Source organism: Nocardia sp. NBC_00416 (assembly GCF_036032445.1).
In the GTDB taxonomy this organism is placed as follows: domain Bacteria; phylum Actinomycetota; class Actinomycetes; order Mycobacteriales; family Mycobacteriaceae; genus Nocardia.
Genome location: NZ_CP107932.1, coordinates 5,593,842 through 5,617,662 on the forward strand (window position 1 = coordinate 5,593,842; position 23,821 = coordinate 5,617,662).

Here is a 23,821-nt window from a genome sequence, read left to right on the forward strand (position 1 = left end):
TAGCCGGGCCACAGGCGCGGCCATCCGCTCGCCGCGTGGCCGGGTATACGTTCCGTCCGCACTCGCTGGGCCACGGATTTCGGCCGAGCGCGCGCCGCGCTCCCGGCCGTCCGTTCCGGCCCGGTGCTCTGACGGGATGCGGACCGCATGGGTACGCCCTATCCGATCTTCCGCGCCGGACAGAGGCGCACCGCACGCCCCCGTGACGACACCCGGAGGCTTCCTGTCTGTTCCCGAGCCGGTTGTGCTCGCACCTCGCTCAGCTGTCTCCGGCGTGGTTTGCGCCACGCGCGGGCCGACGCCCGATTGGCCTCCACGCACACCGGTCAGTGCGATGCCAAGTGGATTTGTGACGCACCGTGCGTGCCGGCCGGTAGCGCGGCACTGCATACTGAACGTCATCGACGCGCCATCGCCCGATGGTCGCAACCGCTCGACCAGTCGCCGCGTCAAGGTATAAACGTGTCTGGTGGTGATGTAGACCGTCACCATCTGCTCATTCAGCCGCGTCCCGCGCCCCCAGCGGCGCTTCGCGGGTCGAGAAGGAAAGGGATTCGCCGGTGGCAACACGAGACCGAAACGCAGCCGAGGCGGGTCGTCCCGTGCGTCGTCTCGTCATTGTCGAATCACCGACCAAGGCTCGAAAAATCGCCCCCTACCTGGGGCGGAACTATACAGTCGAGGCTTCCGTCGGCCATATCCGCGACCTGCCGCGGGGTGCGGCCGACGTGCCGGCCAAATACAAGGGTCAGGACTGGGCGCGCCTCGGCGTGGACGTCAACAACGACTTCGAACCCATCTACGTGGTGAGCCCGGACAAGAAGAGCAAGGTCACCGAACTCAAGAGCTTGCTCGCCGACGCCGATGAGCTGTATCTGGCCACCGACCCCGACCGGGAGGGTGAGGCCATCGCCTGGCACCTCCTGGAGACACTGAAACCCAAGGTCCCGGTTCGGCGGATGGTGTTCCACGAGATCACCGAGCCCGCGATCCGGGCGGCCGCCGCCGATACCCGTGACCTGGACAACGACCTGGTCGACGCGCAGGAAACCCGCCGCATCCTGGACCGTCTGTACGGCTACGAGGTCAGTCCGGTGCTGTGGAAGAAGGTGATGCCGCGCCTGTCGGCGGGCCGGGTGCAGTCGGTCGCGACCAGGGTGGTCGTGCAGCGTGAACGGGAACGGATGGCGTTCCGCTCGGCCGAGTACTGGGATATCGCGGCGAGACTGGATGCGGGCGGGGCTACCGACACCGCCAATCCGCGGGTGTTCTCCGCGCGACTGGTCGATGTCGACGGATCCCGGGTGGCCACCGGCCGTGATTTCGGATCCGACGGCCGGCTCAAGGCCGACTCCCGGGCGATGGTCCTGGACGAATCCCGCGCCCGCCGGTTGGCCGAGGCATTGCAGGGTGCCGACCTGGTGGTCACCTCCGCCGAATCCAAGCCTTACACGCGCAAACCCTATGCGCCGTTCATGACGTCCACGCTGCAGCAGGAGGCCGGCCGCAAATTGCGGTTCACCTCGGAACGCACCATGCGCACCGCGCAGCGGTTGTACGAGAACGGCTACATCACCTATATGCGTACCGACTCGACCACGCTGTCGGAGTCGGCGATCAATGCCGCGCGTAACCAGGCCACTCAGCTGTACGGGGCCGAGTTCGTACACCCCACCGCACGGCAGTACACCCGCAAGGTGAAGAACGCGCAGGAAGCACACGAGGCGATCCGCCCCGCCGGTGATACCTTCGCCACTCCCGGACAGTTGCACGCGCGGCTGGACACCGACGAGTTCAGGCTCTACGAGCTGATCTGGCAGCGCACAGTAGCGTCGCAGATGGCCGATGCCCGGGGCACGACCCTGACTCTGCGGATCACCGGTACCGCCGGCACCGGCGAGCAGTGCGTGTTCTCCGCGTCCGGTCGCACCATCACTTTCCCGGGCTTCCTGAAGGCCTACGTGGAGAGCGTCGACGAGGAGGCCGGCGGCCAGTCCGACGACGCTGAAACCCGGCTGCCGCAGCTGGACGAGGGCGAGGGTGTCACAGCGGTCGAGCTGAACCCCGACGGGCACAGCACCAATCCGCCCGCGCGGTACACCGAGGCGTCGCTGATCAAGACACTGGAAGAGCTCGGTATCGGGCGCCCCTCCACGTATTCGTCGATCATCAAAACCATCCTGGACCGTGGTTACGTCTACAAACGGGGTAGCGCGCTGGTGCCGTCCTGGGTGGCGTTCTCGGTGACCGGGCTGCTGGAGCAATATTTCGGCCGGTTGGTCGACTTCGATTTCACCGCGGCCATGGAAGACGATCTGGATGCGATCGCCGGCGGCCGTGCCCGGCGCGGAAACTGGCTGTCCAGCTTCTACTTCGGCGGTGACGACGGTGCCGAAGGGTCGGTCGCGCGGTCCGGCGGGTTGAAGAAAATGGTCGGTGAGCGCCTCGACGATATCGACGCCCGTGTGATCAACTCCATCAAACTGTTCACCGATGACGCGGATCGCGATGTGGTGGTGCGGGTCGGTCGATACGGGCCGTACCTGGAACGGATGGTCACCGACCCCGACAAGCCTGATGCCGAACCGACATCCCAGCGGGCGAACCTGCCCGACGATCTGCCACCGGACGAGTTGACCCCGGAGGTCGCGGAGAAACTCTTCGCGACACCGCAGGAGGGTCGCACGCTCGGAAACGATCCGTCCAACGGGCACGAGATCGTCGTCAAGGAAGGGCGTTTCGGCCCGTACGTCACCGAGATCCTGCCGGAGCCCGAAGAGGACCAGGCGGTGAAGAAGACCGCGAAGAAGACCGGTCCGAAACCGCGCACCGGATCGCTGTTCAAATCCATGGATACATCGACGGTCACCTTGGAAGACGCGCTGAAACTGCTGTCGCTGCCCCGGTTGGTGGGTACCGATCCGGCGTCCGGTGAGGAGATCACCGCACAGAACGGTCGTTACGGGCCCTACTTGAAAAAGGGCACTGATTCCCGGTCGTTGGCCACCGAGGATCAGATCTTCAATGTGACCCTCGACGACGCGCTCAAGCTGTACGCGGAGCCCAAACGTAGAGGTAGACAGGCCGCGGCAGCCGCGCCGCTTCGGGAACTCGGTAACGACTCCGCCACCGGGAAGCCGATGGTGATCAAGGACGGGCGCTTCGGGCCCTACGTCACCGACGGTGAGACCAACGCCAGCCTGCGCAAGGGCGACGAAGTGGAGTCCATCACCGACGAACGTGCCTCGGAACTGCTCGCCGACCGGCGCGCCCGCGGTCCGGTGAAGAAGGTGGCGAAGAAGACCGCCAAGAAGGCTCCGGCCAAGAAGGCCGCCGCGAAGAAGACCACCACTGCGGCGAAGAAGACGACGACGGCCAAGGCGGCCGCGAAGAAGACGGCCGCGAAGAAGGCCCCGGCCAAGAAGGCGCCGGCGAAGAAGGCCGCGGCGCGTTCGGCGCCCGAGAGCGGCGAGTAGTTCGCGTCTGTCGTACCCCCCACGTAGCGTCGCGCGCGAACACCGTCGAACTGATGAGGAGCGCTGATGGCAGATAGCGGGGAACGCGAGGATCTCATCCGGTTGCTCGATGAGCAACGGGAGATGTTCCGGATCACGCTGCGGGGTATCGACGAGGAGCAGGCGCGGCAGCGCACGACCGTCGGCGACCTGACCCTCGGCGGTCTGCTGCACCATCTGATCCGATGCGAAAGGCAGTGGACCACCGTCCTGGTCGAACGCGACGAGACCGCCGAGCAGAAGTTGGAAGATTACGACGGCGAGTACGTGATGGGCGACGACGAGACGGTCGTCGGTCTGCTCGCGGAGTGGGAGCGCGTCGCCGCGAACACCGCGGATCTCGTGCGCACCGTGGACGATTTGGACGCATCGATTCCCACGCCGACGAATCCGTGGGTGCCCGGCCGCGTATGGTGGTCCGCTCGCTTCCTGATCCTGCACATTCTGCGTGAGATCGCCCACCACAGTGGGCACGCCGATATCATTCGCGAGCAGTTGGACGGGGCGAACACCACAGCCCAGCGCGCTGGCTAAGGTGGGCGGCGTGGTCGGTGTCTTCGAACGTCTCGTGGGTCAGGACTCGGTGGCGGCCGAGTTGACCGATGCCGCGGTCGCCGGACGTACCGGGGTGGCCGAGGGCGCGATGACACACTCCTGGCTGTTCACCGGCCCGCCGGGGTCCGGGCGTTCGGTCGCCGCACTGTGTTTCGCGGCCGCCCTGCAGTGCACCGACCCCGACCGGCCCGGATGCGGACACTGTCACGCCTGCACCACGACGCTGGCCGGAACCCACGGCGACGTTCGGCGGGTGGTGCCCGAGGGGTTGAGCATCTCGACCAGGGAAATGCGCGGGATCGTGCAGATCGCGGCCCGCCGCCCCAGCACCGGCCGCTGGCAGGTGGTGGTGATCGAGGACGCCGACCGGCTCACCGAGGCAGCCGGGAACGTGCTGCTCAAGGTGGTCGAGGAGCCGCCCGAACGGACCGTGTTCCTGCTGTGCGCGCCGTCGGTGGATCCGGAAGATATCTCGGTGACCCTGCGTTCCCGCTGCCGGCACGTCCATCTGGTCACCCCCGCGGCCCCCGCGATCGCCCGGGTGCTGCGTGAACACGACGGCCTCGACCCCGAAACCGCGGAGTGGGCGGCCGCAGTGAGCGGCGGCCATATCGGGCGCGCACGCCGCCTCGCCACCGACGACGAGGCCCGCGATCGCCGCCGCCGCGCCCTCGATCTGGTGTCCGCGGTGACCCGCGGCACCGGCTACCCGGCGGCCGACGAGTTGGTGAAAACGGCCGAAGACGAGGCGAAACAGCTCAGCGCCGAACGCGACGAGCACGAACGCGACGAGCTCGCCACCGCGCTCGGCGCCGGCGGGACGGGCAAGGGAGCGGCGGGCGCCACCCGCGGCTCGGCGGGCGCGCTCAAGGATCTGGAGCGTCGCCAGAAATCCCGTGCCACCCGCACCGGCCGCGATGCCCTGGATCGTGCCCTGCTCGATATCGCGGGTCTCTACCGCGATGCCCTGGCGGTGAGCTTCGGCGACTCCGGCGGCATCACCATGACCCACCCGGACCTGGCCGACCGCTCCCGCGACCTGGCCCGCCGAGTCCGCCCCGAAGGTCTGCTCCGCTCGATCGACGCGATCCTCGCCTGCCGCGAAGCTCTCGACCAGAACGTTAAACCCCGCTTCGCGGTCGCCGCCATGGCGGCCACCCTCATAGCCGAAACCTCGTGACCACCCGTTTTCGCGTTCCCCGGACAGAGAGGATAGACTCGCCACGCCGAACGGCACGCCGCCTTAGCTCAGTCGGTAGAGCGCTTCACTCGTAATGAAAAGGTCAGGAGTTCGATTCTCCTAGGCGGCTCTGTGATCCCCGGTGGCCATCACCGGGGATTTTGCTATCCGAGCAGCGAGGATGATGCCTCCGGGGCACCGGATCTCGATCGCGTTCGGTCGTGCCAGCGGCGTTCGATCGCCCCCGGTCGAGCCCGATTTCCCGAGTCTTCCCTGTGATCCTGATCTGTGGTGGAACAGGATTCGTGCTCTGGGCGCTGTAGTGGGGACTGCTGCCTGCCCTGACCGCGTCGGGGAATGCTCGGTCGAGGTGTTTCTCCTGAGCTGTTCGTCGTCGACGCCGCTCAGGAGGAGCGACTCGGGTCAGCGTGCGCGGTCGTAGACGAGGGCGATCTCGCCGAGTTCGCCGGTTTCCTGTTCGGTGAGTGTCCATTTCGACCCCGGCAGGCCGTCGTCGAACAGCCGTTGTCCGCCGCCGGCGATCTCGGGGCAGATCATGAGGTAGAGGCGGTCGATCAGGTCCGCGGACAGCAGTGGCTTGATGACGCTCGCGCTGCTGTTGACCAGGATTTCGCCGGCGCCGGTGGCTTTGAGGGCGGCGACGACCTCGGCGGCGGGGGCGTTCACAATGCGGGTGCGCTCCCAGGGCGCTGCTGTCAGGGTGGTCGAGAAGACCACTTTTTCGGTGTCGACCAGCCATTTGGCGTAGCCGCGGTCACGCGGGTCGGCGTTCTCGTCCGCGGCGACTGTGGGCCAGAATCCGAGGAATCCTTCGGCATTGAGCCGGCCGAGCAGGACGGTGGTGGCCTTCTCCCAGATACGGGTGAGGTGGTTGCGTGCGACGTCGGTGGTCGCGTACGAGACGATGGCGCCCATGTCGCCGGGGCCGCCGGGGCCGTTGTAGCGCCCGTCGAGGGTGAGGCTGATGTTCGCGGTGACCTTGCGTTGGGTGGTGTCGGTCATGACTGTGTGTCCTTGTCTTTCGGTGTGGGTTGTCCGGTGGTGTGGGCGGACGAGCCGACGGCGGCGGCGAGGTGGTCGAGGACCTGGCCCCAGCCGGTTTCGATTCCGGCGATATAGGGGACGGCCGCGACGGTCGTTTCGGTGATGGTCAGATCGAGCCGCAGCCGGGTGCCCTCTGGGACCGTCTCGAGGGTCAGGTCGTAGTGGCCGGTGAACGAGACCGCTCCCGTTCCGTCCAGGACCGAGAGGTCGAACACGAGGTGGCCGGGGTCCTGCGCTGTGCGGACTCGCCCTGCTGAGCGGTATCGGCGTCCCTCGGCGTCGCGGTAGTCGAGGACCGCGCGGCCGCCCGGCTCCGGCTCGAGGACGCAATCGGTGACGGTCATGGACGGGGGTGCCCACCAGGATGTGAGGAGTTCCGGTTCGACCCAGTGCCGCCACACGAGTTCGCGGGGCACGGGGAGCGCGCGCTCGAACGAGAAGCCGCGCCCGTCGGCCCAGCGGTCCCGGTGGGCCGACGCGGATTCCGCGTCGATGGCGGTTCGGTAGCGCGCGAGCGCATCTCGCTCACCCGCATGTGCCTCGGTCGCTGCGACCAGCTGTCGCAACCGGCGTTCCAGCGCCTGCAGGGGTGCCGATTCGATCGCGTAGACGCGACGTTGCCCGAGCGGAAAAACGGTGACGAGGCCCGCGCGGGCCAGGGTCTGGAGGTGCTTGGTCGTTTGCGGCTGGCGCAATCCGGTGAGTTCGGCCAGTTCGCCGACAGACCGGGGGCGCTCGGTGAGGAGCTCGACGATGCGCCATCGCGCGCCGTCTCCGAGTGCTGAAGCGATCTGTTCCATGCACCAAAGTATTCACTAAAGAGAATATTCAAGTCAAGGAATATTCCCGGCTGTCATCCGATCGGGAGGGGTGTGGGCGTCAGCGTGTTCCCGGGACCGACGGTCGCGCAGTTGTTCGGCGGCGGAGCGCCGGTGAAGCGGTCGGCCAGGAACTGGGCCGCTTGTGCCTCGAACGGGGCGAACGCGGCGCCGTGCGCGCGACCGTCGTAGCGCGTGTAGGTCACGGCCACGCCCCGGTCGCAGTACTCGTGGGCGAGTCCTTCGACGTCCCGGGTGACCATCACCGAATCACCGGTCGGATCGACCTGGCCTACCGCCAGCAGCAGGGGTACGGCCGGTGTCCCCGCGGTGCCCATGATGTTGTCGTCGATCGCGGCGACCACCTGGGGGACGTCGAGCAGCGAGGTATAGGGGGCGCGCACCATATCGGCATCGGTGAGGCCGGGATAGTCGGAGGCGAATTGTCCGATGCAGAGCCCGTTCACGGCATCGACGACCTCGTTCCCGCGCGTGGAGAGGAACGCCGCGGTGTCGAGGCCGTACGCGCGCTGATAGGCAACGACGAGCGCGGGTATGACCCCGGCCCACTGGGGGCTTCCGCTGATGTAGGGCAGGTTGTGGGCGAGGTCGACGGGCAGACCGCCCGCGGCGGCGCCGACGACGGCGAGTTCGGGCGCGTACCGCGGAGCGACTTCGGCGGCCCATTCGGTGGGTACCGAACCGCCCGAGTAGCCGATCAGCGCTACCGGAGTCGAATCGGGGAGTCCCAGCAGTTCCTCGGCGGCCCTGATGCCGTCGAGCGCGGCGTAGCCGGATTGCCGGCCGACGGTCCATTCCAGTTCCGGACCTTCGTAATCGGGCACCACGACCGTGTATCCGGCGGCGAGGTAGCCCGCGACAACCGCCTGCTCGGCCATCGCGACGCCGTGGTCGGCGTGACCGGTGAGAGTGTAGGAGGGATCGCATTCGGATCCGAGGGCGTCATAGGCCATGTGGTACGACACGAGTCGCGCCGGGCCGGAGGTGAGGGGACGTAATACCGTCGCGACGGTCGAGGTCGGGTTGGCCTGCTGGTTGGTCGTCCGATAGAGCACCTGGGTGCCGATGACGGGTGTCGGCAGATTTCCGGCGGCGAAGGGTGCGGAGCGGGAACGCAGGATCGTGCCCGGCGGTACCGGCCCGAGCGGCTGATCGTAGCTGTAGAACGGGTCTGCCGACGGGGGTGGCGGTGGCGGATCCGGTTGGGCTGTCACATGACCTGCGGCGATGAGACCGGTGGTGAATGCTGTTGTCGCGGTCAATATTACGGCGAGGGCGCGGTAGCCGGTCGTTCGCCGACCGGATCCCGGGGCGGTGTGGACGGCGAACCTCTTCGCGGCCGCGAATCCGATCGTCCTCATGGCACAACTCCGTTTCCCGGTGCGGGACTGCGCTGCCGGGTGGGCCGTGCGGAAAGGGCGGCGGCGCGATCGAGCATCGATGCGGTCGGGCGGGACAGTTCGAGAGCCGGGTGCCGAGACAGCGTCGTTGCCGGACGCCTGTGCATTCAAACGCACGCCCGTTCGCAGGTCAAAGAGGTTGCTCTGTCGGCTCGGCGGGCCGGCGCGGCGCCGCGATCGTGCTGTCCGGCCGCCGGGTTCATCGAGGATCGGGCCCGCGCCGAATCGCGTCGCCGGGCGCCGATCGGCCCGGTCGTGGGCTAAGGTCGGTGCTCATGCTGATCGCCCTCGCAGTCTTCGCGGCGGTTTCCGTGCTGCTGCACGTATATATCTGGTATCTGGAGTCGTTCGCGTGGACCGGGCGGGCGCGGGCCGTGTTCGGAACAAGCGCCACGGAAGCCGCGGCCACTCGGGAACTGGCCTACAACCAGGGGTTCTACAATCTGTTCCTCGCGATCATCGCGGGTGTGGGGATCGTGATCGCGGTGGCGGGGAACCGGGGTGTCGGAACGGCGTTGATCCTCGCCGGAACCGGGTCGATGCTGGGCGCGGCGGTCGTCCTGCTGCTCTCGTCGCCGGATAAGCGCGCCGCCGCGGTCAAGCAGGGGACCGCGCCGTTGGCGACCGTGGTCCTCGGCGTGATCTGGGCACTGATGGGCTGATCGGCGCCCGGTATTCGCGGGCCGGATCAGGTCCGCTCGATCCAGCGCCGCAGGATCGCCAGGCGCTGCTCGCGGAGGCCGGGGCGCAGGCGGCCGCCGCGTTCGAGGGTGGCGAGACCGTGCAGGACGCTCCAGCCGGTTTCGGTGAGGGTCTCCACGTCGTCGCCGCCGGCGAAAGGCGCGAATACGGCGACCAGTTCGGCGAACGCGTCGCGTAACGGCTGGGGGGCGTCCGGACCGAACTTCAGATCTGTGGTCATGGCGAACATCGCGTCGTAGAGGGCGGGTTTCTCGGCGGCGAAATCGCTGTAGGCGCCCGCGACGGCGGCCAGGGCGGTAGAGGGCGTGGAGCAGGCGGCTCTGGCCCGGCCCATGGCGGCGGCGAGTTCGCCGATGCCGTCTTCGGCGACCGCGGTGACGATGGCGTTCTTATCGGCGAAGTGGCTGTAGAGAACGGGCTGACTGTATTCGATCCGGTCTGCGAGGCGGCGGACCGTGACGGCATCCCAGCCCTCGGTCTCCGCCAGCTCGCGGGCCGTTTCGATAATGAGCCGGTGCCGCTCGGCGCGTTCGCGTTCCCGCCTGCTCTGGATTCCCATGCTCGAATTCTAGCACTGCTAGACAAGTTAGCGAGAGTATGTCTACTATCGCTCTAGTTAATAGCACTGCTAGATTCTGGAGCGTCATGATCACCACCCGACGTATCGCCACCGCACTGACGGTGCTGGGGGCAGCATTCATCTTCTACATCGGCATCAGCTACCTGATCACCCCCGGAATCATCGTGACCGGCTTCGGTCTGCCCGAATGGCCGACCGGCGACGCGGCCGCCTTCCTGAACATCAAGGGTGTGCGCGACACCGTTTCCGGGGTGGTCATCCTCGCGCTGCTGGCGCTGGGCCAGCGCTTCGCCCTCGGCGTCGTCATGCTCGTCATCGCGCTGATCCCGGTGGGGGACATGATCACCGTGCTGTCCCATCACGGCTCCGCCGCGACCGCTTTCGCAGTCCACGGACTCACCGCCGTGCTCGTCGCGCTCACCGGGCTGCTGCTCATCCGCGAACGCCCGCGCGGCGATCGCTGACAGGACAGTCCTCCACCGCGCTCGGTAACCGCCGCGCGATCCTCGAATCCATCAGGAGCACACCATGTCGTTGTCCATCCAGATCCTCGTGGTACTGGCCGTACTCGCCAATGCCGTCGTCTACGGCACCGATGTCCTCGCCGCCCTGGTCATGCGCTCGGTCTACCGCCGGCTCGACGACGCCACGATGACCCTCAGCGCCGGGTGGGGTCACTACTACGCGGACCGCCGAATGCCGCCGGTCGGCATCACCGGAGTGCTGAGTGCGCTGGTTGCCGGGGTTCTCGCCGCCATCGCCGGGTCGGCACTGTCCGCCGTCTCGGCCGGGCTCGCGGTGGCTGCGCTGGTGTTGTGGCTGGTGCTCTATGCCCGTATCGCGAAGCCCATCAACACCGCGCAGAAAGCCGCGGCCCAGAGCGGAATCGTTCCGGCGAACGCCCGCGAGCTCCAGGACCGGTGGGACAGCATCATCTACGCCCGGGTCGCGCTGCAGACGTTCGTGTTGATCGCGCTGCTCGTCGCGCTGGCCGCGGCCTGAGATGAACAGCGCTGGCCGCGGCCTGAGATGAGCAATGGGAGCGGAGCTCCGATGATGAGCGGTCCGGTTACTGCCCGGTCCGCTCATCGGCCTACCGGGCCGCCGGGCCCGACCTGTCTGCCGATGAACCGTGGTGAACCCGCCTCAGAGGACTATGACGTTCTTGCCCCGGGTATGTCCGGACCGGCCTGCCGCAAAGGCATCGGGTACCTCTTCCAGGGAGAAGGTCGCACCTACCGGCACGAGGAGATCGCCTTTGGCGGCGAGATCGGCCAGACGCTGGGTGTGGGTGCCGTCGGGGCGGACCCAGACGATATGGCCGCCGTGCTCGGCCACGGTGTTGTCGGCGATCGACGCGTGCCGGCCGCCGGGGGCCAGGACCGCCAGGGTGGTGTCGAGCTGCCCGCCCACGAAATCGGCGACGGCCTGCACGCCCTCCGGTGCGAGGTCGCGGATGCGCTCGACGATGCCCTCCCCGTAGGACACCGGTTCGGCCCCGAGTTCGCGCAGGTAGTCGTGGTTGCGAGAGGAGGCCGTACCCAGTACGCGGGCGCCACGGGCCCGGGCGATCTGAACTCCCATACTGCCGACACCGCCGGCAGCGGCGTGGATGAGGACGGTCTCGCCGGTGGTGACCTCGAGAATGTCGAGGGTGCGCAGTGCGGTACCGCCGGCCAGTGGTAGCGCCCCCGCCTGCTCCCACGGCAGATCGGCGGGTTTGTGCGCGATATGCGCCGCCGAGACGGCGACCAATTCGGCGAACGTGCCCGCATGCAGGACGTCTTTGCGGGCATAGGCCAGTACTTCGTCGCCGACCGTGAACTCCGGTGTGTCGAATCCGGTCTCGACCACGATTCCGGCCACATCCCAACCCGGTATCACCGGGAAGACCGCGTCGATGAGACCGTCCAGCCCGCCCGACATCACCTTCCAGTCGACCGGGTTGACCCCGGCCGCGCGGACCTCGATCAGGGCCGAACCCGGGAAGACCTTCGGTTTCGGCAGGTCACGAACTCGCACATCGCTGTTGTCGGTGGTGTACCGGTCGTAGGTCGCTGCACGCATCGTCCAGTCCTATCGGTTGCGGTCCCCTCTTGCGTGCAACGACGCGCCGCAGGCGATAGATTCCGGCGCGGCGGTCCGCGGCCGGGTGCGGAGGGTCCGCCGAGCCGGGCGACATTGACCGGACTCGGGGACTTCCGCTCAGCTCACGGCCGCAGACCGTGCGCTGGTGCGGTTCAGGACGGCGGTGAGTTCGGCGTTGAACAGGTCCACCTTCTCGATATTGCCCAGGTGGCCGGTGGGCCAGACCTGGTAATCGGGCCGGTGGCCGGCCGCGCGCATGGTCTCGGCGATGATCCGGGACATGCGTTCGGGAAGCAGCCGGTCATAACGGCCGGCGATGATCGTGGTGGGTGCCGTGAGGTTCGCCGCGGCTGCGCCCAGCTGCAGATCCGCGAGGATCGCCGCATGACGGCCACGCGCCAACGGCCGGCACGAGCGCACGATGTTCAGGGCGAAATCGGCCTGCTCACTGGTGGCGCCCCGGGCCATGATGCGTTCTCTCAGGATCTCGCGCGCGGCCCAGCCGCCGGGGAGCGGCAGCGGCGTGGTGAGAATGGATTCGGCGACGATCATCGGGAGCCGGATGGGGGACCCGAGCAGTGTGATCGGCTGTTTCCACACGGCGAGCGGCTTGTTCAGCAGGGGCAGCAGATCGGTGTCGTACCGGATGTTTCCCGACGTGGTGTTGGCCAGGACCACCGCGCGGGCGCGCCGGGCGACCTGTTCGGGGTGGCGGGCGGCCCAGGCCTGCAGGGTGATGCCGCCCATGCTGTGGCCGGCGAGCAGCGCTTTCTGCCCCGGGCGCAGGGTGGCGTCGAGGACGGCGGACAGATCGTCGGCGAGCGTGCGGTCGCTCAGGGGAGCGCGGCCGAGCGTGCTGTCGCCGTGGCCGCGCTGGTCGTAGGCGATCACGCGATAACGGTCCGCGAAGGCGTTGATCTGGGGGTGCCAGTATTCGATACAGCAGCTCCAGCCGTGGATGAGCACGATCGGCTCGGCATCGGCGGGACCATAGGAGTGCACTCGCAGGCGGGCGCCGTCGACAGTGGTGACGGGAATGATCTCGGGACCGGCCGCCGGCGCGTTGTAGTGCGGGGTCCGGAATCGGCGCGCACGCAACGTAGCTCGGTACGGGGCGGTCAACGCGCCTTCGTGCGCCTGCGATAGCGCGGTTATCGACTTCACCAGCATCAGAACACTCCTTTGTGCCTGCTGACACGGTAACCCTGCAAGCTGGGTGCTTACAAGAGCAAGCGCTGTACCGGGTTTCCGGTATCCGGGATGTCGTTGTTGTCCCGGATATCGGCGGAGCAGGTGGCGCTGTTAGCCCAGAATGCCCATTCGTACGGTGTTCTATGCCAGGAGTGGCTGAAACGGAGCAAGCACCTCCGGAGGTTGTGGCGTCAACCGGTCCGCCGCGACTACGGTGAACACTGTGAACGACTCGGACGCAGCCGAACCACGAGAGCTGGTGGATCCCGGGGTTCCGGGAGCGGAAGGGTCGCAACGCGCGCCGACATCGTGGCCGACCGGGTGGCTCGGACTCGCGTTACCCGCGGCCGCGGCGGGCGTGGGCGCGGCGGCAGTGGCGCTGCTGCACGTGCGTGATCCGCATATCGAGGGTGCGTACGGGCTGTGCCCGGTCTACGCGCTGTTCGGGGTGTACTGCCCCGGGTGCGGCGGTATGCGGGCCGTGCACAACCTGACCGATGGACATATCGTCGATTCCCTGCACAGCAACCTGCTGGCGCTGCCGATGCTGGCGCTCTTCCTGCTGTGGGTGAGTGATTGGGCCATCCGCGCCCGACGGGGCGCCGGGCCGCGACTGCCCGAGATCAGCAGCGCCACGATGTGGATGCTGTTCGGCTCGATCGCCGTCTACACGGTTCTGCGCAACACCCCCTGGGGCACCTGGCTGACGCCGGTCTGACACACGAGGCACAGATGCGCGATTCACTCAAGGACCGGGTCCGCGACAAACTGATGCGGCAGTTGGCCGAGGACGGTCCGCTGGGGCCCGGATCCGAGGACCCACGCCTCATCTCGGTAGTCGCCGACCTCGACGCGCTCGACCGAGTCGCCGAGGACGATCCGCTGGTAGAACAGCTCGCGGGTCGCTACCTGGTGTTCTGACCCGGCCGCCCGGTCCCACCGACCGGTGGGAGCTGCGGCAGCGGTTCGGAGTAGAGCCAGTCCTGCCACAGCGGCTGCATCGGTGTCGCGCTGTAGTGACCGACCAGATCGGTGAACTCCTCGGTGGAGACCGAAGCGTGGCGGTGCCGGGCGGTCCAATCGCGGATGAGGCGGAAGAAGGCGGTATCGCCCAATTCCAGGCGCAGCGCGTGCAGGGTGAGGGCCCCGCGCTTGTACACCCGGTCATCGAACATCAGGGTCGGGCCCGGATCGCCGACCACGATGTTCTGCGGCTGGCGGTGCAGGGTGTGCCAGGCCGCGCGGGCGAGCTGGTCGGCACTGGCACCGTCGGCCGCCTCGGACCAGATCCATTCCGCGTAGCAGGCGAAACCCTCGTGCAGCCAGATATCGCACCAGTGCTGGATGGTCAGGCTGTTGCCGAACCATTGGTGTGCCAGTTCGTGCGCGACGAGGCGTTCCGCGCCGCGCCGGCCGTCGCAATGGTTGGCGCCGAACACGGAGATGCCCTGGGCTTCGATGGGGATCTCCAGTTCGTCCTCGGTGACGACCACCGAATAGCTCTGGAACGGGTACGGGCCGAACAGATCGCTGAACACCGACATCATCTGGGGTTGTCGCGCGAAATCGTGGTCGAAGGCGGCGCGCAGCCGGGTCGGGAGCACCGCGTGCATCGGCACCGGGGCATGCCGGTCGGTCAGCTGGTGTTTCTGGTAGCGCCCGATCTGCACGGTGGCCAGGTAGCTCGCCATCGGCTCGGTCTGCTCGTAGATCCAGGTCGTCTGACCGGCCTTGGTCTGTTTGCCGACCAGGTCACCGTTGGCGAGGGTGTAATACGGGGTATCGGTGGCGATGGAGATCCGGTAGCTGGCCTTGGAACTGGGATGGTCGTCGCACGGAAACCAGGACGCGGCGCCGTTGGGTTGACTGGCCACGAGTGAACCTTCGGTGAGTTCCTCCCAGCCGACCTCGCCCCATGGGCCGCGCACCGGTTTCGGCGCGCCGGCGTACTGCACGATCAGTTGCAGGATCCCGCCCGCGGGTATCCGCTCGCGGGGGGTGACGGTGAGTTTGCCGCGCTGATGGGTGTACTTACCGGCTTTGCTGCCGTTGACCAGCACTTTGGAAACCGCGAGCGCCTGGGAGAGGTCGAGGGAGAACCGCGGGCGCTCCGCGGTGGCGACAGCGGTGATCACCGCCCGCCCCGCGAGCCGGTTGCTGGCGACCTTGTAGTTCAGGTCCAGTTCGTACCGGGATACCCGATAACCCCGATTCCCGTTCTGCGGTAGATAGTCGTCGATGGGGGCGTCGTAGAACCTGCTCCCCATCAGCGGTCCGTCTCCTCTTCGGCCGGATCGGACTCGACAGCGGCGGTCCAGGGTGTGATCGGGTTGCCCCACCATCTCGTGGAGGCCGGGACGGTGTCACCACGCATCACCAGTGACGCCGGGCCCACGGTGGCGCCCGCGCCGAGGGTGGCGGCGGGCAGTGCGACGCAGTGCGGTCCGAGGGTGGCGCCCGGTTCCAAGGTCACGGTGTCCATGGCCATGATGCGGTCGTGGAACAGGTGGGTCTGCACCACGCAGCCGCGTTCCACGGTCGCGCCGTCACCGAGTGTCACCAGGTCTGCCTCCGGAAGCCAGTAGGACTCGCACCATACCCCGCGGCCGATTTTCGCGCCCAGTGCGCGCAACCAGAGGTTGAGTACGGGCGTACCGGTCGCCGCCCGCGCGAACCAGGGCGCCGCGACGGTTTCCACGAACGCGTCCGATACCTCGTTGCGCCAGACGAACGAACTCCACAGGGGATGTTCGCCGGCCCGGATACGGCCGATCAGAGCCCATTTCGCCGTCACCGCGCTCGCGCAGGCCACGGCGCCCGCGACCATCAGCACCACCCCGGACAGCAGCGCCGCCGCCAGATATCCGAAACCGGTGGCCAGCCGGGCCAGCACCAGCAGCACCCCGAGCCCGATGGCGAAGGTCACCACGACCGCGGCGAGGCGGCAGGTTTCGAAGGCGCCGCGGAAGATCCGCAGGCGCAGGGGCGGGTCGTAGGTGCGGTCGGCATCGGCGGTACCGGCGGACCGCCGTAACCGGACCGGCGGGCTGCCCAGCCAGGACGAGCCGGCCTTCGCTTTGCTGGGCGCCGCGGACAGCACGGCGACCAGGCCGTTCTTGGGCACCCGGCGACCGGGCGCGGCCATCCCGGAATTGCCCAGGAACGCGCGTTTGCCGACCTTGGCCTCACCGATGTGCAGCCAGCCGCCGCCGAGCTCGTAGCTGGCGATCATGGTGTCGTCGGCGAGGAAGGCGCCGTCGGCGACCGTGGTGAACTTGGGGATCAGCAGCACCGTGGACGCCTCGACCCTTTTGCCCACCTTCGCCCCGAGCAGACGCAACCAGATCGGGGTGAGCAGGGAAGCGTACAGCGGAAACAGGAAGGTGCGGGCCGAGTCCAGGAGGCGTTCGGTGGCCCAGACCTGCCAGCCCACCCGGCTGCGTACCGGGTGATAACCCTCGGTCAGGCCGACGCTGAGCAGCCGTACCGCGACGATCGTGACGACCGCGTACACGATCAGGCTGACGAGCGTGGCGATCGGTAAGCACAGGAAAGCGGGCAGCAGGGCGGACCCGAGGTCCGGGCTGTCCCGGACGCTCCAGGTGATCACGGCGAGGCCCGCCGCGAGTCCGAGCAGCGGAACTCCCGCCAGCGCCAGCGAGCCGACTCCGAACGCCAGCACCCAGTGCACCGCGCGCTCCGGGGTCTGTGCGGGCCAGCGATGGCGGGCCCTGCCCACCTTCACCGCGGGTGATCCGGCCCATTCCTGACCGGCTTTCACCTTCCCGGAGACCGCGGAGCCGGCCGCGATCTCGGCGTCCCGGCCGATTCTCGTGCCGGGCAGCAGCACCGAGCGCGCGCCGACCACCGCGCCCTTGCCCACCACGATGGAGCCGATGTGCACCGTATCGCCGTCGATCCAGTAACCGGACAGATCGACTTCGGGTTCGATGCTGCAGCCGTCGCGTAATTCGAGCATGCCCGTCACCGGGGGCAACGTGTGCAGATCGACGCCCTTGCCCACGGTCGCCCCCAGCGCCCTGGCGAAGGGCACCATCCACGGCGCGCCCGAAAGGTTCTCCGCGCCGCTGGCCTCCGCCAGGCGGACCGCGGCCCACAGCCGCACATGCACCGAGCCGCCGCGCGGATAGGTGCCCGGTCGCACGCCCGACAGCAGCGTCCGGGCGCCGACCACGCAGATCGCCATCCGGCCGAGCGGGCTGATGAAGACCAGGAACAGCAGCGCGGTCCACCACCAGGAAAGACGCGGCAGCCAAGGCAGCAGATCGAACCAGCCCGCGACGCCGGAGGCGGCGGCGAGCCAGGTCACCCACTGCAGCCCGGTCAGCGTGGTCAGCGCGAGGGTGGCGAGCACCTGAATCCATTGCGCGGTCAGCGGTGTCGGCCGCACCAGCCGGGTTTCGGCGGCCGCACCCGGGGCGCTCTGGTCGAGCAGTTCGGCGAGCGCCCCCAGCCGGGGATGGTCGTAGACATCGGCGACCGTGACCCGCGGGTACCGGGCGCGCAGGGCGGTGACCAACTGCGCGGCCGACAGCGATCCGCCGCCGAGCGCGAAGAAATCTGCGTCGGCGCCGGTGATCTCGGCGCCGAGGACATCGGTCCACAGCGTCGCCAGCCAGGCCGCGGTGCCGGTGAGTCCGTGCTCGGTTCCGGCGTCGGCGCCGGCCAGCGGCCACGGCAGGGCATTGCGGTCGACCTTGCCCGAGGTGCGGGTGGGCAGATCGGGAACCACTACCAGGCGGGGAATCAGTGGTGCGGGAAGTCGTTCGGCCAGGTGCGCGCGGGCGGCGGCCAGGTCGTAGTCCTCGGCGACGCCGGTGAGGTAGCCGATCAGAACCGGTGCGCCGGTCGCCGTGGTGCGCACCGCGGCCGCCGCACCGCTCACACCCGGCAGATGCTGCAGGGCGTTGTCGATCTCGCCCAGTTCGATCCGGCGGCCGCCGATCTTCACCTGATCGTCGGCGCGACCGAGGAAGATCAAGCCCGCGCTGTCGTTGCGGACCAGATCGCCGCTGCGGTAAGCGCGGTCCCAGCCCAGGGTTGCCAGCGGCGCGTACTTCTCGGCGTCCTTGGCCGGGTCGAGGTAGCGGGCCAGCCCGACTCCGCCGATCACCAGTTCCCCGGTTCCGCCCTCGCCCACCGGAACGCCGTCCGCATCGACCACCACCAGGTCCCAACCGTCCAGCGGGAGACCGATCCGCACCGGTCCGGTGCCGTCGAGCAGTGCGGCGCACGCGACCACGGTCGCCTCGGTGGGCCCGTAGGTGTTCCACACCTCGCGGTCCTCGTCGGCCAGGCGCTCGGCCAGCTCCGGGGGGACGGCCTCGCCGCCGAAGATGAGCAGCCGCACCGACTCCAATGCTTCGGCGGGCCAGGTCGCGGCCAGGGTCGGGACGGTGGACACCACCGTGATGCCCTGCCGGACCAGCCAGGGGCCGAGATCGGCGCCGGTGCGGACCAGCGCGCGCGGCGCCGGCACCAAGCAGGCTCCGTTACGCCAGGCCAACCACATCTCCTCGCAGGAGGCGTCGAAGGCCACCGACAGCCCGGCCAGGACACGGTCACCCGGGCCGATCGGGCTGTCCGGGAGGAACAGGCGCGCCTCGGCGTCCACGAAGGCGGCGGCACTGCGGTGGGTCACCGCGACGCCCTTCGGCGTGCCGGTGGAACCGGAGGTGAAGATGATCCAGGCGTCGTCGCCGACCGCGGGCGGCCCAGGAGATTGCTCGCCGATTGCCCGGGCGGCGCCCGGGGCATCCGCCGGGACCGGACGGATCCCGGCGGCGGTCGCGACGGCGGTCACCCGGGCCTCGGTGAAGACCAGTTCGGCCCGCTCCTCGGGATCGTCGGCGTCGACCGGGACGTAGGCCGCCCCGGCATGCAACACCGCGAGAATCGTGAGATACAGCTCCCAGGTGCCCGACGGCATCCGCACGCCGACGCGGTCGCCGCGACGCACTCCGGCGGCGGCCAGATCCCGGACCGAGTCGTCGATCTCGGCGAGCAGTTCCGCGTAGGACAGGGTGCGGTCCGCGGTCGCGACAGCCGGCGCCTCGGGGTAGGCGGCGGCCGTCTCGGCGAGCACATCGACGAGAGTGCGCGCAGGTGGCGCCGCCTCGGCACGCTGGAGTTCGCTCACCGTTCGCAGCTGCGACCGCATCTGTCCGGCCCACCTTCCATCGCCCTGCCGACGGACTCGTTGTCTCATACCAGGGTTACCGCCCGGCAAACAGCGGTCGACCGGGTGAACAGAGTACTCGGCGATTCTTACGCGACGGCGACAGCGGGAAAGCGGCGGCAGCTAGTCCGCGTCGTCGGCGAGCGGGGTGGGTCGGTAGTAGCGGCCGTTGTAATAGAGCAGGGGAGCGGTCGACGGCTCCTCGTCGGTATCGTCGTGCACCCGGACCACCCGGCCGACCACGAACGTGTGGTCACCGATCGGTATGAGCTGTTCCACAGTGGTGCGCAACCACAACGGGGTGCCGTGCAGAACCGGTTCGCCGGTGTCCAGCGCGCTCCACAGGGCGCGGTCGCTGAACCGGTGCGTCGCGGCCCGGGCGAAACGCTGGGCCAGATGACGCTGGTGTTCGCCGAGGAAATGGATGACCACGGATTCGGCGGCGGTCAGGGCCGTCAAGCTCGAGGACGTATCGCTGATGTTGAAGGATACGAGCGGCGGGTCCAAGGAGAGCGAGGCGAACGAGGTCGCCGTGAAGCCGACCGGGCCGACGGCCGAATCGAGCGTCACGACGGTGACGCCGGACGGGTAATGGCGCATCGAGGCGCGGTACTGCTCGGCGGTGATACCGCTGAGATCGTCGGGTATTCGGATTCCGGTATCGGGCCGTGGTACTTCGCTCACCTCGCCGACGCTACGCCCGGATCGACGCGCAGACCGGTTCCGGTCCATTGTCCGGGAACCCCACGTGACCGGCTCAGTCCACGTCGATGGACAGCCCGGCGGTGATCCGCAGCAGTTCCGGATACGAGGTGCGGAACACGGTCGCCGGGCTGCCGCCCGCGGCCCAGAGTTCACGATGTTCGGACAAACTCGTATCCACCCAGGTGGGCAGATTCACCGGATGCCCGACCGGGGCGACGCTGCCCGGTAGCTGCCCGGTGTACCGCATCACCAGATGCGGCGGCGCGGGGATCAGCGCTCCCTCGAGCCGCCTGCCGGTTCGCGCCGGATCCACCCGGTGCGCGGCCGAGACCAGGAGCAGGACCGGTTCTTCGCCGAGAAGGAAGACCTCCGAGTGCACCACCGCACCCAGATCCACCTCCATCGCCTCCGCGGTTTCCGCGGGACCGGTCGCCGAACCCGGTGTGGTGACGATCAGCCCGTGATGACCGCGAGCGATCAAAGTGTCCGATACCCGGCAGGTTATCTGTGGAAGCGACCTGCGCATGGGCACAGGGTAGAGCGATCCGGCGCGTCTCGCCGCCGAAAACCCACTGATCGGACGGGACGCCGGTCCCGTACACCCGCGGACCACGGCCTGACCTGCGGACAGCGGTGACCATTAGTCTGGACCGATGACAGACTGGCAGGCTTTCACCGTCGAAACCGACGACCACGTCGCCCGGGTGAGACTCACCGGACCGGGCAAAGGCAACGCGATGGGCCCGGATTTCTGGCGTGAGCTGCCGGAGATCTTCCGCGGTCTCGACGCCGACCCCGCGGTCCGCGCGGTCGTGCTCACCGGATCGGGCAAGCACTTCTCCTACGGCTTGGACCTGCCCGCGATGAGCGGCACCTTCGGGCCCTTGATGGCCGACCGCGCACTGGCCGCGCCGCGCACCGATTTCCTCGCCGATATCCGTCGCCTGCAGGCTTCGATCACCGCGGTCGCCGAATGCCGCAAACCGGTGATCGCCGCGGTGTCGGGCTGGTGCATCGGCGGCGGGCTCGACCTGATCGCGGCCGCCGACATCCGCTACGCCAGCGCGGAAGCGAAGTTCAGCCTGCGTGAGGCGAAGGTCGCCATCGTGGCCGATGTGGGCTCGCTACAGCGGCTGCCCGGGATCATCTCCGAAGGTCACCTCCGCGAACTGGCCTTCACGGCCAAGGACATCGACGCCGCGCGGGCGGAGAAGATCGGGCTGGTCAACGATGTCTTCGCCGATCAGGAGGCGGTCCTGGAAGCGGCGCACGCGACGGCGCGGGAAATCGCCGCGAACCCGCCGCTGGTGGTCCAGGGTGCGAAAGACATACTGGGCCAGCGTAATTCCGCGGCGGTCGCGGAAGGGCTGCGGTACGTCTCGGCCTGGAACGCGGCCTTCTTGCCGTCCGAGGACCTGACCGAGGCGATTCAGGCGGTGTTCGAGAAGCGGACCCCCGAGTACAAGGGGCGGTGACTCGACGTATCAGCCGGCGTCGAGTTCAGCGAGACACCCCAAAGGGTTGCGGCCCGTCCCGGCGTTCAGCCCTCGAAGTGCAGGCTCGAGTCTCGAGGGCGGAACGCCGGACCAAGGGGCCTCAACCCCGCGACGCCGGAGGCGGCGCCAGAACTCAGTGCCCGCCCTTGTCCTTCAATCGCTGGAAGGACGCTTCGATCTCGGCTTCGGCCTCCGCGCGGCCGACCCACTCCGAGCCCTTGACGAATTTGCCGGGTTCGAGGTCCTTGTACCGCTCGAAGAAGTGCTTGATGGCGGCCAGTTCGAACTCCGAGACGTCGCCGAGGTCCTGGATGTGGTCCCAGCGCGGATCGCCGGCGGGGACGCACAGGATCTTGTCGTCGCCGCCCGCTTCGTCGGTCATCTTGTACATCGCGACCGGTCGCGCTTCGACGATCACACCCGGGAACACGGAATCGGGCAGCAGGACCAGCGCGTCCAGGGGATCGCCGTCCTCGCCCAAGGTGTCCTCGATATAGCCGTAGTCGGCCGGGTAGGCCATCGAGGTGTACAGGAACCGGTCGAGGCGGACGCGCCCGGTTTCATGATCGACCTCGTACTTGTTGCGTGAACCCTTGGGGATCTCGATGGTGACGTCGAACTCCACGCCAGCTCCTTCCGCTGCTCTCACGATGCGCCGTGGTGGCCGACGTCGCCGACCCACCCGGTTGTTCGCCGAGAACGGTAACCGAACACCGATATTGTTGTCGGCGGGCACATGGGTTCAGCGGTGGCCCGATGCGAAGTCGGGGACGAGGGAGAAGACGAACAACGTGGTTGTGCAGGGCGGCAGCGGTATGAATGGTTCGGCCACGCGCCGGCGCCGCGGCGTACGGACTTGGCTGATCATCGTGCTGGTGGTGCTGGCCGGGGCGGCGGCAGTGGCCGCCGCGATACTCAGGCCGTGGACCCCGGAGTTCCGGCACGGTGGGCTCACCATCGCCGCGCCACCTGCCTCGGTAACCGTCTCCCCGGACGTCGCACCCGCCCCGCAAGCCGCGCCCACGCCGAGCGCGACGGGTCTCGCGGCGGCGCTGGGGCCGGTGGTCGCCAGTCCCGATCTGGGCGGTTTCGCGGGCTCGGTCACCGATGCCGAGACCGGCGCCGTGCTGTGGAGCGAGCGCGCCGACGAACCGCGGGTGCCGTCGTCGACCGCGAAGATCATGACCACCGCGGCGGCGCTGCTGACGCTGCCCGCCGACCAGCGCGTGCACACCCGGGTGGTCGCCGGGGCGGCGCCCAACGAGATCGCACTCGTGGCCGCGGGCGATCCCACCTTGACCGCCCAGCCGGGCGGCGAGGGGTACTACCCGGGCTCCGCGAGCCTGATCGATCTGGCTGATCAGTTGCGCAACGCCGATGTCCGCGCCGATACGATCGTGGTCGACACCTCCGCCTATTCCGGTGAAACCATGGCGCGCGGCTGGGATCCGATCGATGTCCCGGGTGGTTCCATCGCGCCGATCGAACCGGTGATGCTCGACGGTGGCCGCCTCGACCCGTCGGCCGAGTATTCGCCGCGTACGACGACACCGGCGCTGGACGTGGGCCGGCGGTTGGCCGCCGACCTCGGTCTCGACCCGGCCCGGGTTCGTATCGGCGCCGCACCGCAGGGCACCAAGAGGCTCGGTGAAGTGGCGTCCGCGCCGCTGCGCGACCGGCTGCGGGACATGATGGTGCACTCGGACAATGTGCTGGCCGAGAGCATCGGCAGGGAGGTCGCGCAGGCCACCGGCCGACCGATGTCGTTCGAGGGGGCGGCGGCCGCGGTGGCCGCAGTGCTGGCCGAGAACGGCTTCGATATGACCGGCGTGACCATGTTCGACTGCAGCGGACTCTCCGTGGACGACCGCATTCCCGCCCGGGTCCTGAACCAGATCCTGAACACCGCGGCCGGGCCCGCACCCGATACCGAGCCGACCACCTCCGCGCCTGCCCCGCTGGCCCCGCGGCTGGGCGCGGGCGCAGGGCGGCAGACCCCGCCCGCCGACACCGCCGATACGCTGTCGAGCCGTTTGGTCCGGCTGTTGGACTATCTGCCGGTGGCAGGCGGTACCGGGTCGCTGAGCAGCCGTTATGTCACCGAGAACCAGTCCGGTGCCGGGTGGGTGCGCGCCAAGACCGGAACTCTGTCGGTGGCCAGTACGTTGGCTGGATACGTGCTGGACCGCGACGGCCGGGTCCTGACCTTCACACTGATGTCGAGCGATCGACCGCCCGAGGTCAGCCGACCCGCACTGGACGCCGTGGCGACCACGCTGCGTAACTGTGGATGTTCCTGACGGCTG

General features: G+C 68.5%; 21 protein-coding genes and 1 tRNA gene. 11 read left to right on the top strand and 11 right to left on the bottom strand.

Annotated elements, in window-relative coordinates:
- The first annotated feature begins 560 nt into the window (after positions 1-560).
- The 4 genes from topA (at position 561) to OG804_RS24115 (ending at position 5,380) form a co-directional block, all read left to right on the top strand.
- Positions 561-3,476, top strand: coding sequence for a type I DNA topoisomerase (gene topA / locus OG804_RS24100; protein ID WP_328390143.1), 2,916 nt, complete (start codon positions 561-563; stop codon positions 3,474-3,476).
- A gap of 66 nt (positions 3,477-3,542) precedes the next feature.
- Positions 3,543-4,049, top strand: a complete 507-nt coding sequence (locus OG804_RS24105; protein WP_328390145.1) for a mycothiol transferase — start codon at positions 3,543-3,545, stop codon at positions 4,047-4,049.
- A 10-nt stretch (positions 4,050-4,059) separates the two neighbouring features.
- Positions 4,060-5,250 carry a DNA polymerase III subunit delta' gene (locus tag OG804_RS24110; protein ID WP_328390147.1) on the top strand — a complete coding sequence of 397 codons (1,191 nt, stop codon included), beginning with the start codon at positions 4,060-4,062 and terminating at the stop codon, positions 5,248-5,250.
- A gap of 57 nt (positions 5,251-5,307) precedes the next feature.
- Positions 5,308-5,380, top strand: a tRNA-Thr gene (locus OG804_RS24115).
- Between the two features lie 293 nt (positions 5,381-5,673).
- On the opposite strand, the gene OG804_RS24120 is transcribed toward OG804_RS24115, so the two are convergent.
- The 3 genes from OG804_RS24120 to OG804_RS24130 are packed head-to-tail and all read right to left on the bottom strand — an operon-like array spanning position 5,674 to position 8,515.
- Positions 5,674-6,273, bottom strand: coding sequence for a dihydrofolate reductase family protein (locus OG804_RS24120; RefSeq protein WP_328390149.1), 600 nt, complete (start codon positions 6,271-6,273; stop codon positions 5,674-5,676).
- A complete protein-coding gene (locus tag OG804_RS24125; RefSeq protein ID WP_328390151.1) occupies positions 6,270-7,115 on the bottom strand; it encodes a metalloregulator ArsR/SmtB family transcription factor in 846 nt (281 codons plus the stop codon). Before OG804_RS24125 ends, OG804_RS24120 begins: the two co-directional genes overlap by 4 nt.
- Positions 7,116-7,168: 53 nt before the next feature.
- Complete coding sequence (locus tag OG804_RS24130) at positions 7,169-8,515, bottom strand: lipase family protein (RefSeq protein ID WP_328390153.1); 1,347 nt, start codon at positions 8,513-8,515, stop codon at positions 7,169-7,171.
- A gap of 314 nt (positions 8,516-8,829) precedes the next feature.
- Here OG804_RS24130 and OG804_RS24135 point away from each other — a divergent pair, with 314 nt between their 5' ends.
- Positions 8,830-9,216 carry a DUF1304 domain-containing protein gene (locus OG804_RS24135; protein ID WP_328390155.1) on the top strand — a complete coding sequence of 129 codons (387 nt, stop codon included), beginning with the start codon at positions 8,830-8,832 and terminating at the stop codon, positions 9,214-9,216.
- A 26-nt stretch (positions 9,217-9,242) separates the two neighbouring features.
- Here the strand turns inward: OG804_RS24135 and OG804_RS24140 are convergent, their stop codons facing one another.
- The gene (locus OG804_RS24140) at positions 9,243-9,815 is read right to left on the bottom strand and encodes a TetR/AcrR family transcriptional regulator (RefSeq protein ID WP_328390157.1); all 573 of its coding nucleotides are present in this window, start codon (positions 9,813-9,815) and stop codon (positions 9,243-9,245) included.
- Positions 9,816-9,901: 86 nt separating this feature from the next.
- On the opposite strand from OG804_RS24140, the gene OG804_RS24145 reads away from it, so the two are divergent.
- Positions 9,902-10,300: a DUF4267 domain-containing protein gene (locus OG804_RS24145; protein ID WP_328390159.1), complete on the top strand. Its 399-nt coding sequence runs from the start codon at positions 9,902-9,904 to the stop codon at positions 10,298-10,300.
- Positions 10,301-10,364: 64 nt separating this feature from the next.
- On the top strand, positions 10,365-10,838 hold the full coding sequence (locus OG804_RS24150) for a DUF1772 domain-containing protein (protein WP_328390160.1): 474 nt from the start codon (positions 10,365-10,367) through the stop codon (positions 10,836-10,838).
- Between the two features lie 144 nt (positions 10,839-10,982).
- On the opposite strand, the gene OG804_RS24155 is transcribed toward OG804_RS24150, so the two are convergent.
- Positions 10,983-11,903 (bottom strand): NADP-dependent oxidoreductase, encoded by a 921-nt coding sequence (locus tag OG804_RS24155; protein WP_328390162.1) that lies wholly within the window; start codon positions 11,901-11,903, stop codon positions 10,983-10,985.
- Positions 11,904-12,041: 138 nt separating this feature from the next.
- Positions 12,042-13,094 (bottom strand): alpha/beta fold hydrolase, encoded by a 1,053-nt coding sequence (locus OG804_RS24160; protein ID WP_328390164.1) that lies wholly within the window; start codon positions 13,092-13,094, stop codon positions 12,042-12,044.
- 244 nt (positions 13,095-13,338) lie between these two features.
- Here OG804_RS24160 and OG804_RS24165 point away from each other — a divergent pair, with 244 nt between their 5' ends.
- Both OG804_RS24165 and OG804_RS24170 read left to right on the top strand, forming a co-directional pair.
- Entirely contained in the window at positions 13,339-13,833 is a 495-nt protein-coding gene (locus tag OG804_RS24165; protein WP_328390166.1) for a DUF2752 domain-containing protein, read from the top strand.
- A 14-nt stretch (positions 13,834-13,847) separates the two neighbouring features.
- Positions 13,848-14,036: a hypothetical protein gene (locus tag OG804_RS24170; protein WP_328390169.1), complete on the top strand. Its 189-nt coding sequence runs from the start codon at positions 13,848-13,850 to the stop codon at positions 14,034-14,036.
- On the opposite strand, the gene OG804_RS24175 is transcribed toward OG804_RS24170, so the two are convergent.
- The 4 genes from OG804_RS24175 to OG804_RS24190 all read right to left on the bottom strand — a co-directional run bounded on the left by OG804_RS24175 (position 14,021) and on the right by OG804_RS24190 (position 20,545).
- Positions 14,021-15,382 carry a M1 family metallopeptidase gene (locus tag OG804_RS24175; protein ID WP_328390171.1) on the bottom strand — a complete coding sequence of 454 codons (1,362 nt, stop codon included), beginning with the start codon at positions 15,380-15,382 and terminating at the stop codon, positions 14,021-14,023. The two genes, OG804_RS24170 and OG804_RS24175, sit on opposite strands and share 16 nt — an antisense overlap.
- The gene (locus OG804_RS24180; RefSeq protein ID WP_328390173.1) at positions 15,382-19,296 is read right to left on the bottom strand and encodes a Pls/PosA family non-ribosomal peptide synthetase; all 3,915 of its coding nucleotides are present in this window, start codon (positions 19,294-19,296) and stop codon (positions 15,382-15,384) included. Before OG804_RS24180 ends, OG804_RS24175 begins: the two co-directional genes overlap by 1 nt.
- A 141-nt stretch (positions 19,297-19,437) precedes the next feature.
- The gene (locus OG804_RS24185) at positions 19,438-19,998 is read right to left on the bottom strand and encodes a flavin reductase family protein (protein ID WP_442941616.1); all 561 of its coding nucleotides are present in this window, start codon (positions 19,996-19,998) and stop codon (positions 19,438-19,440) included.
- Positions 19,999-20,071: 73 nt separating this feature from the next.
- Positions 20,072-20,545, bottom strand: a complete 474-nt coding sequence (locus OG804_RS24190; RefSeq protein WP_328390175.1) for a YbaK/EbsC family protein — start codon at positions 20,543-20,545, stop codon at positions 20,072-20,074.
- Between the two features lie 127 nt (positions 20,546-20,672).
- Here OG804_RS24190 and OG804_RS24195 point away from each other — a divergent pair, with 127 nt between their 5' ends.
- Positions 20,673-21,494, top strand: a complete 822-nt coding sequence (locus tag OG804_RS24195; RefSeq protein WP_328390177.1) for a crotonase/enoyl-CoA hydratase family protein — start codon at positions 20,673-20,675, stop codon at positions 21,492-21,494.
- Positions 21,495-21,648: 154 nt separating this feature from the next.
- Here the strand turns inward: OG804_RS24195 and OG804_RS24200 are convergent, their stop codons facing one another.
- Positions 21,649-22,140 (bottom strand): inorganic diphosphatase, encoded by a 492-nt coding sequence (locus tag OG804_RS24200; RefSeq protein ID WP_328390179.1) that lies wholly within the window; start codon positions 22,138-22,140, stop codon positions 21,649-21,651.
- Positions 22,141-22,330: 190 nt separating this feature from the next.
- Between OG804_RS24200 and OG804_RS24205 the strand changes: the two genes are divergently transcribed.
- Complete coding sequence (locus OG804_RS24205) at positions 22,331-23,815, top strand: D-alanyl-D-alanine carboxypeptidase/D-alanyl-D-alanine-endopeptidase (RefSeq protein ID WP_328398689.1); 1,485 nt, start codon at positions 22,331-22,333, stop codon at positions 23,813-23,815.
- Positions 23,816-23,821 lie beyond the last annotated feature (6 nt).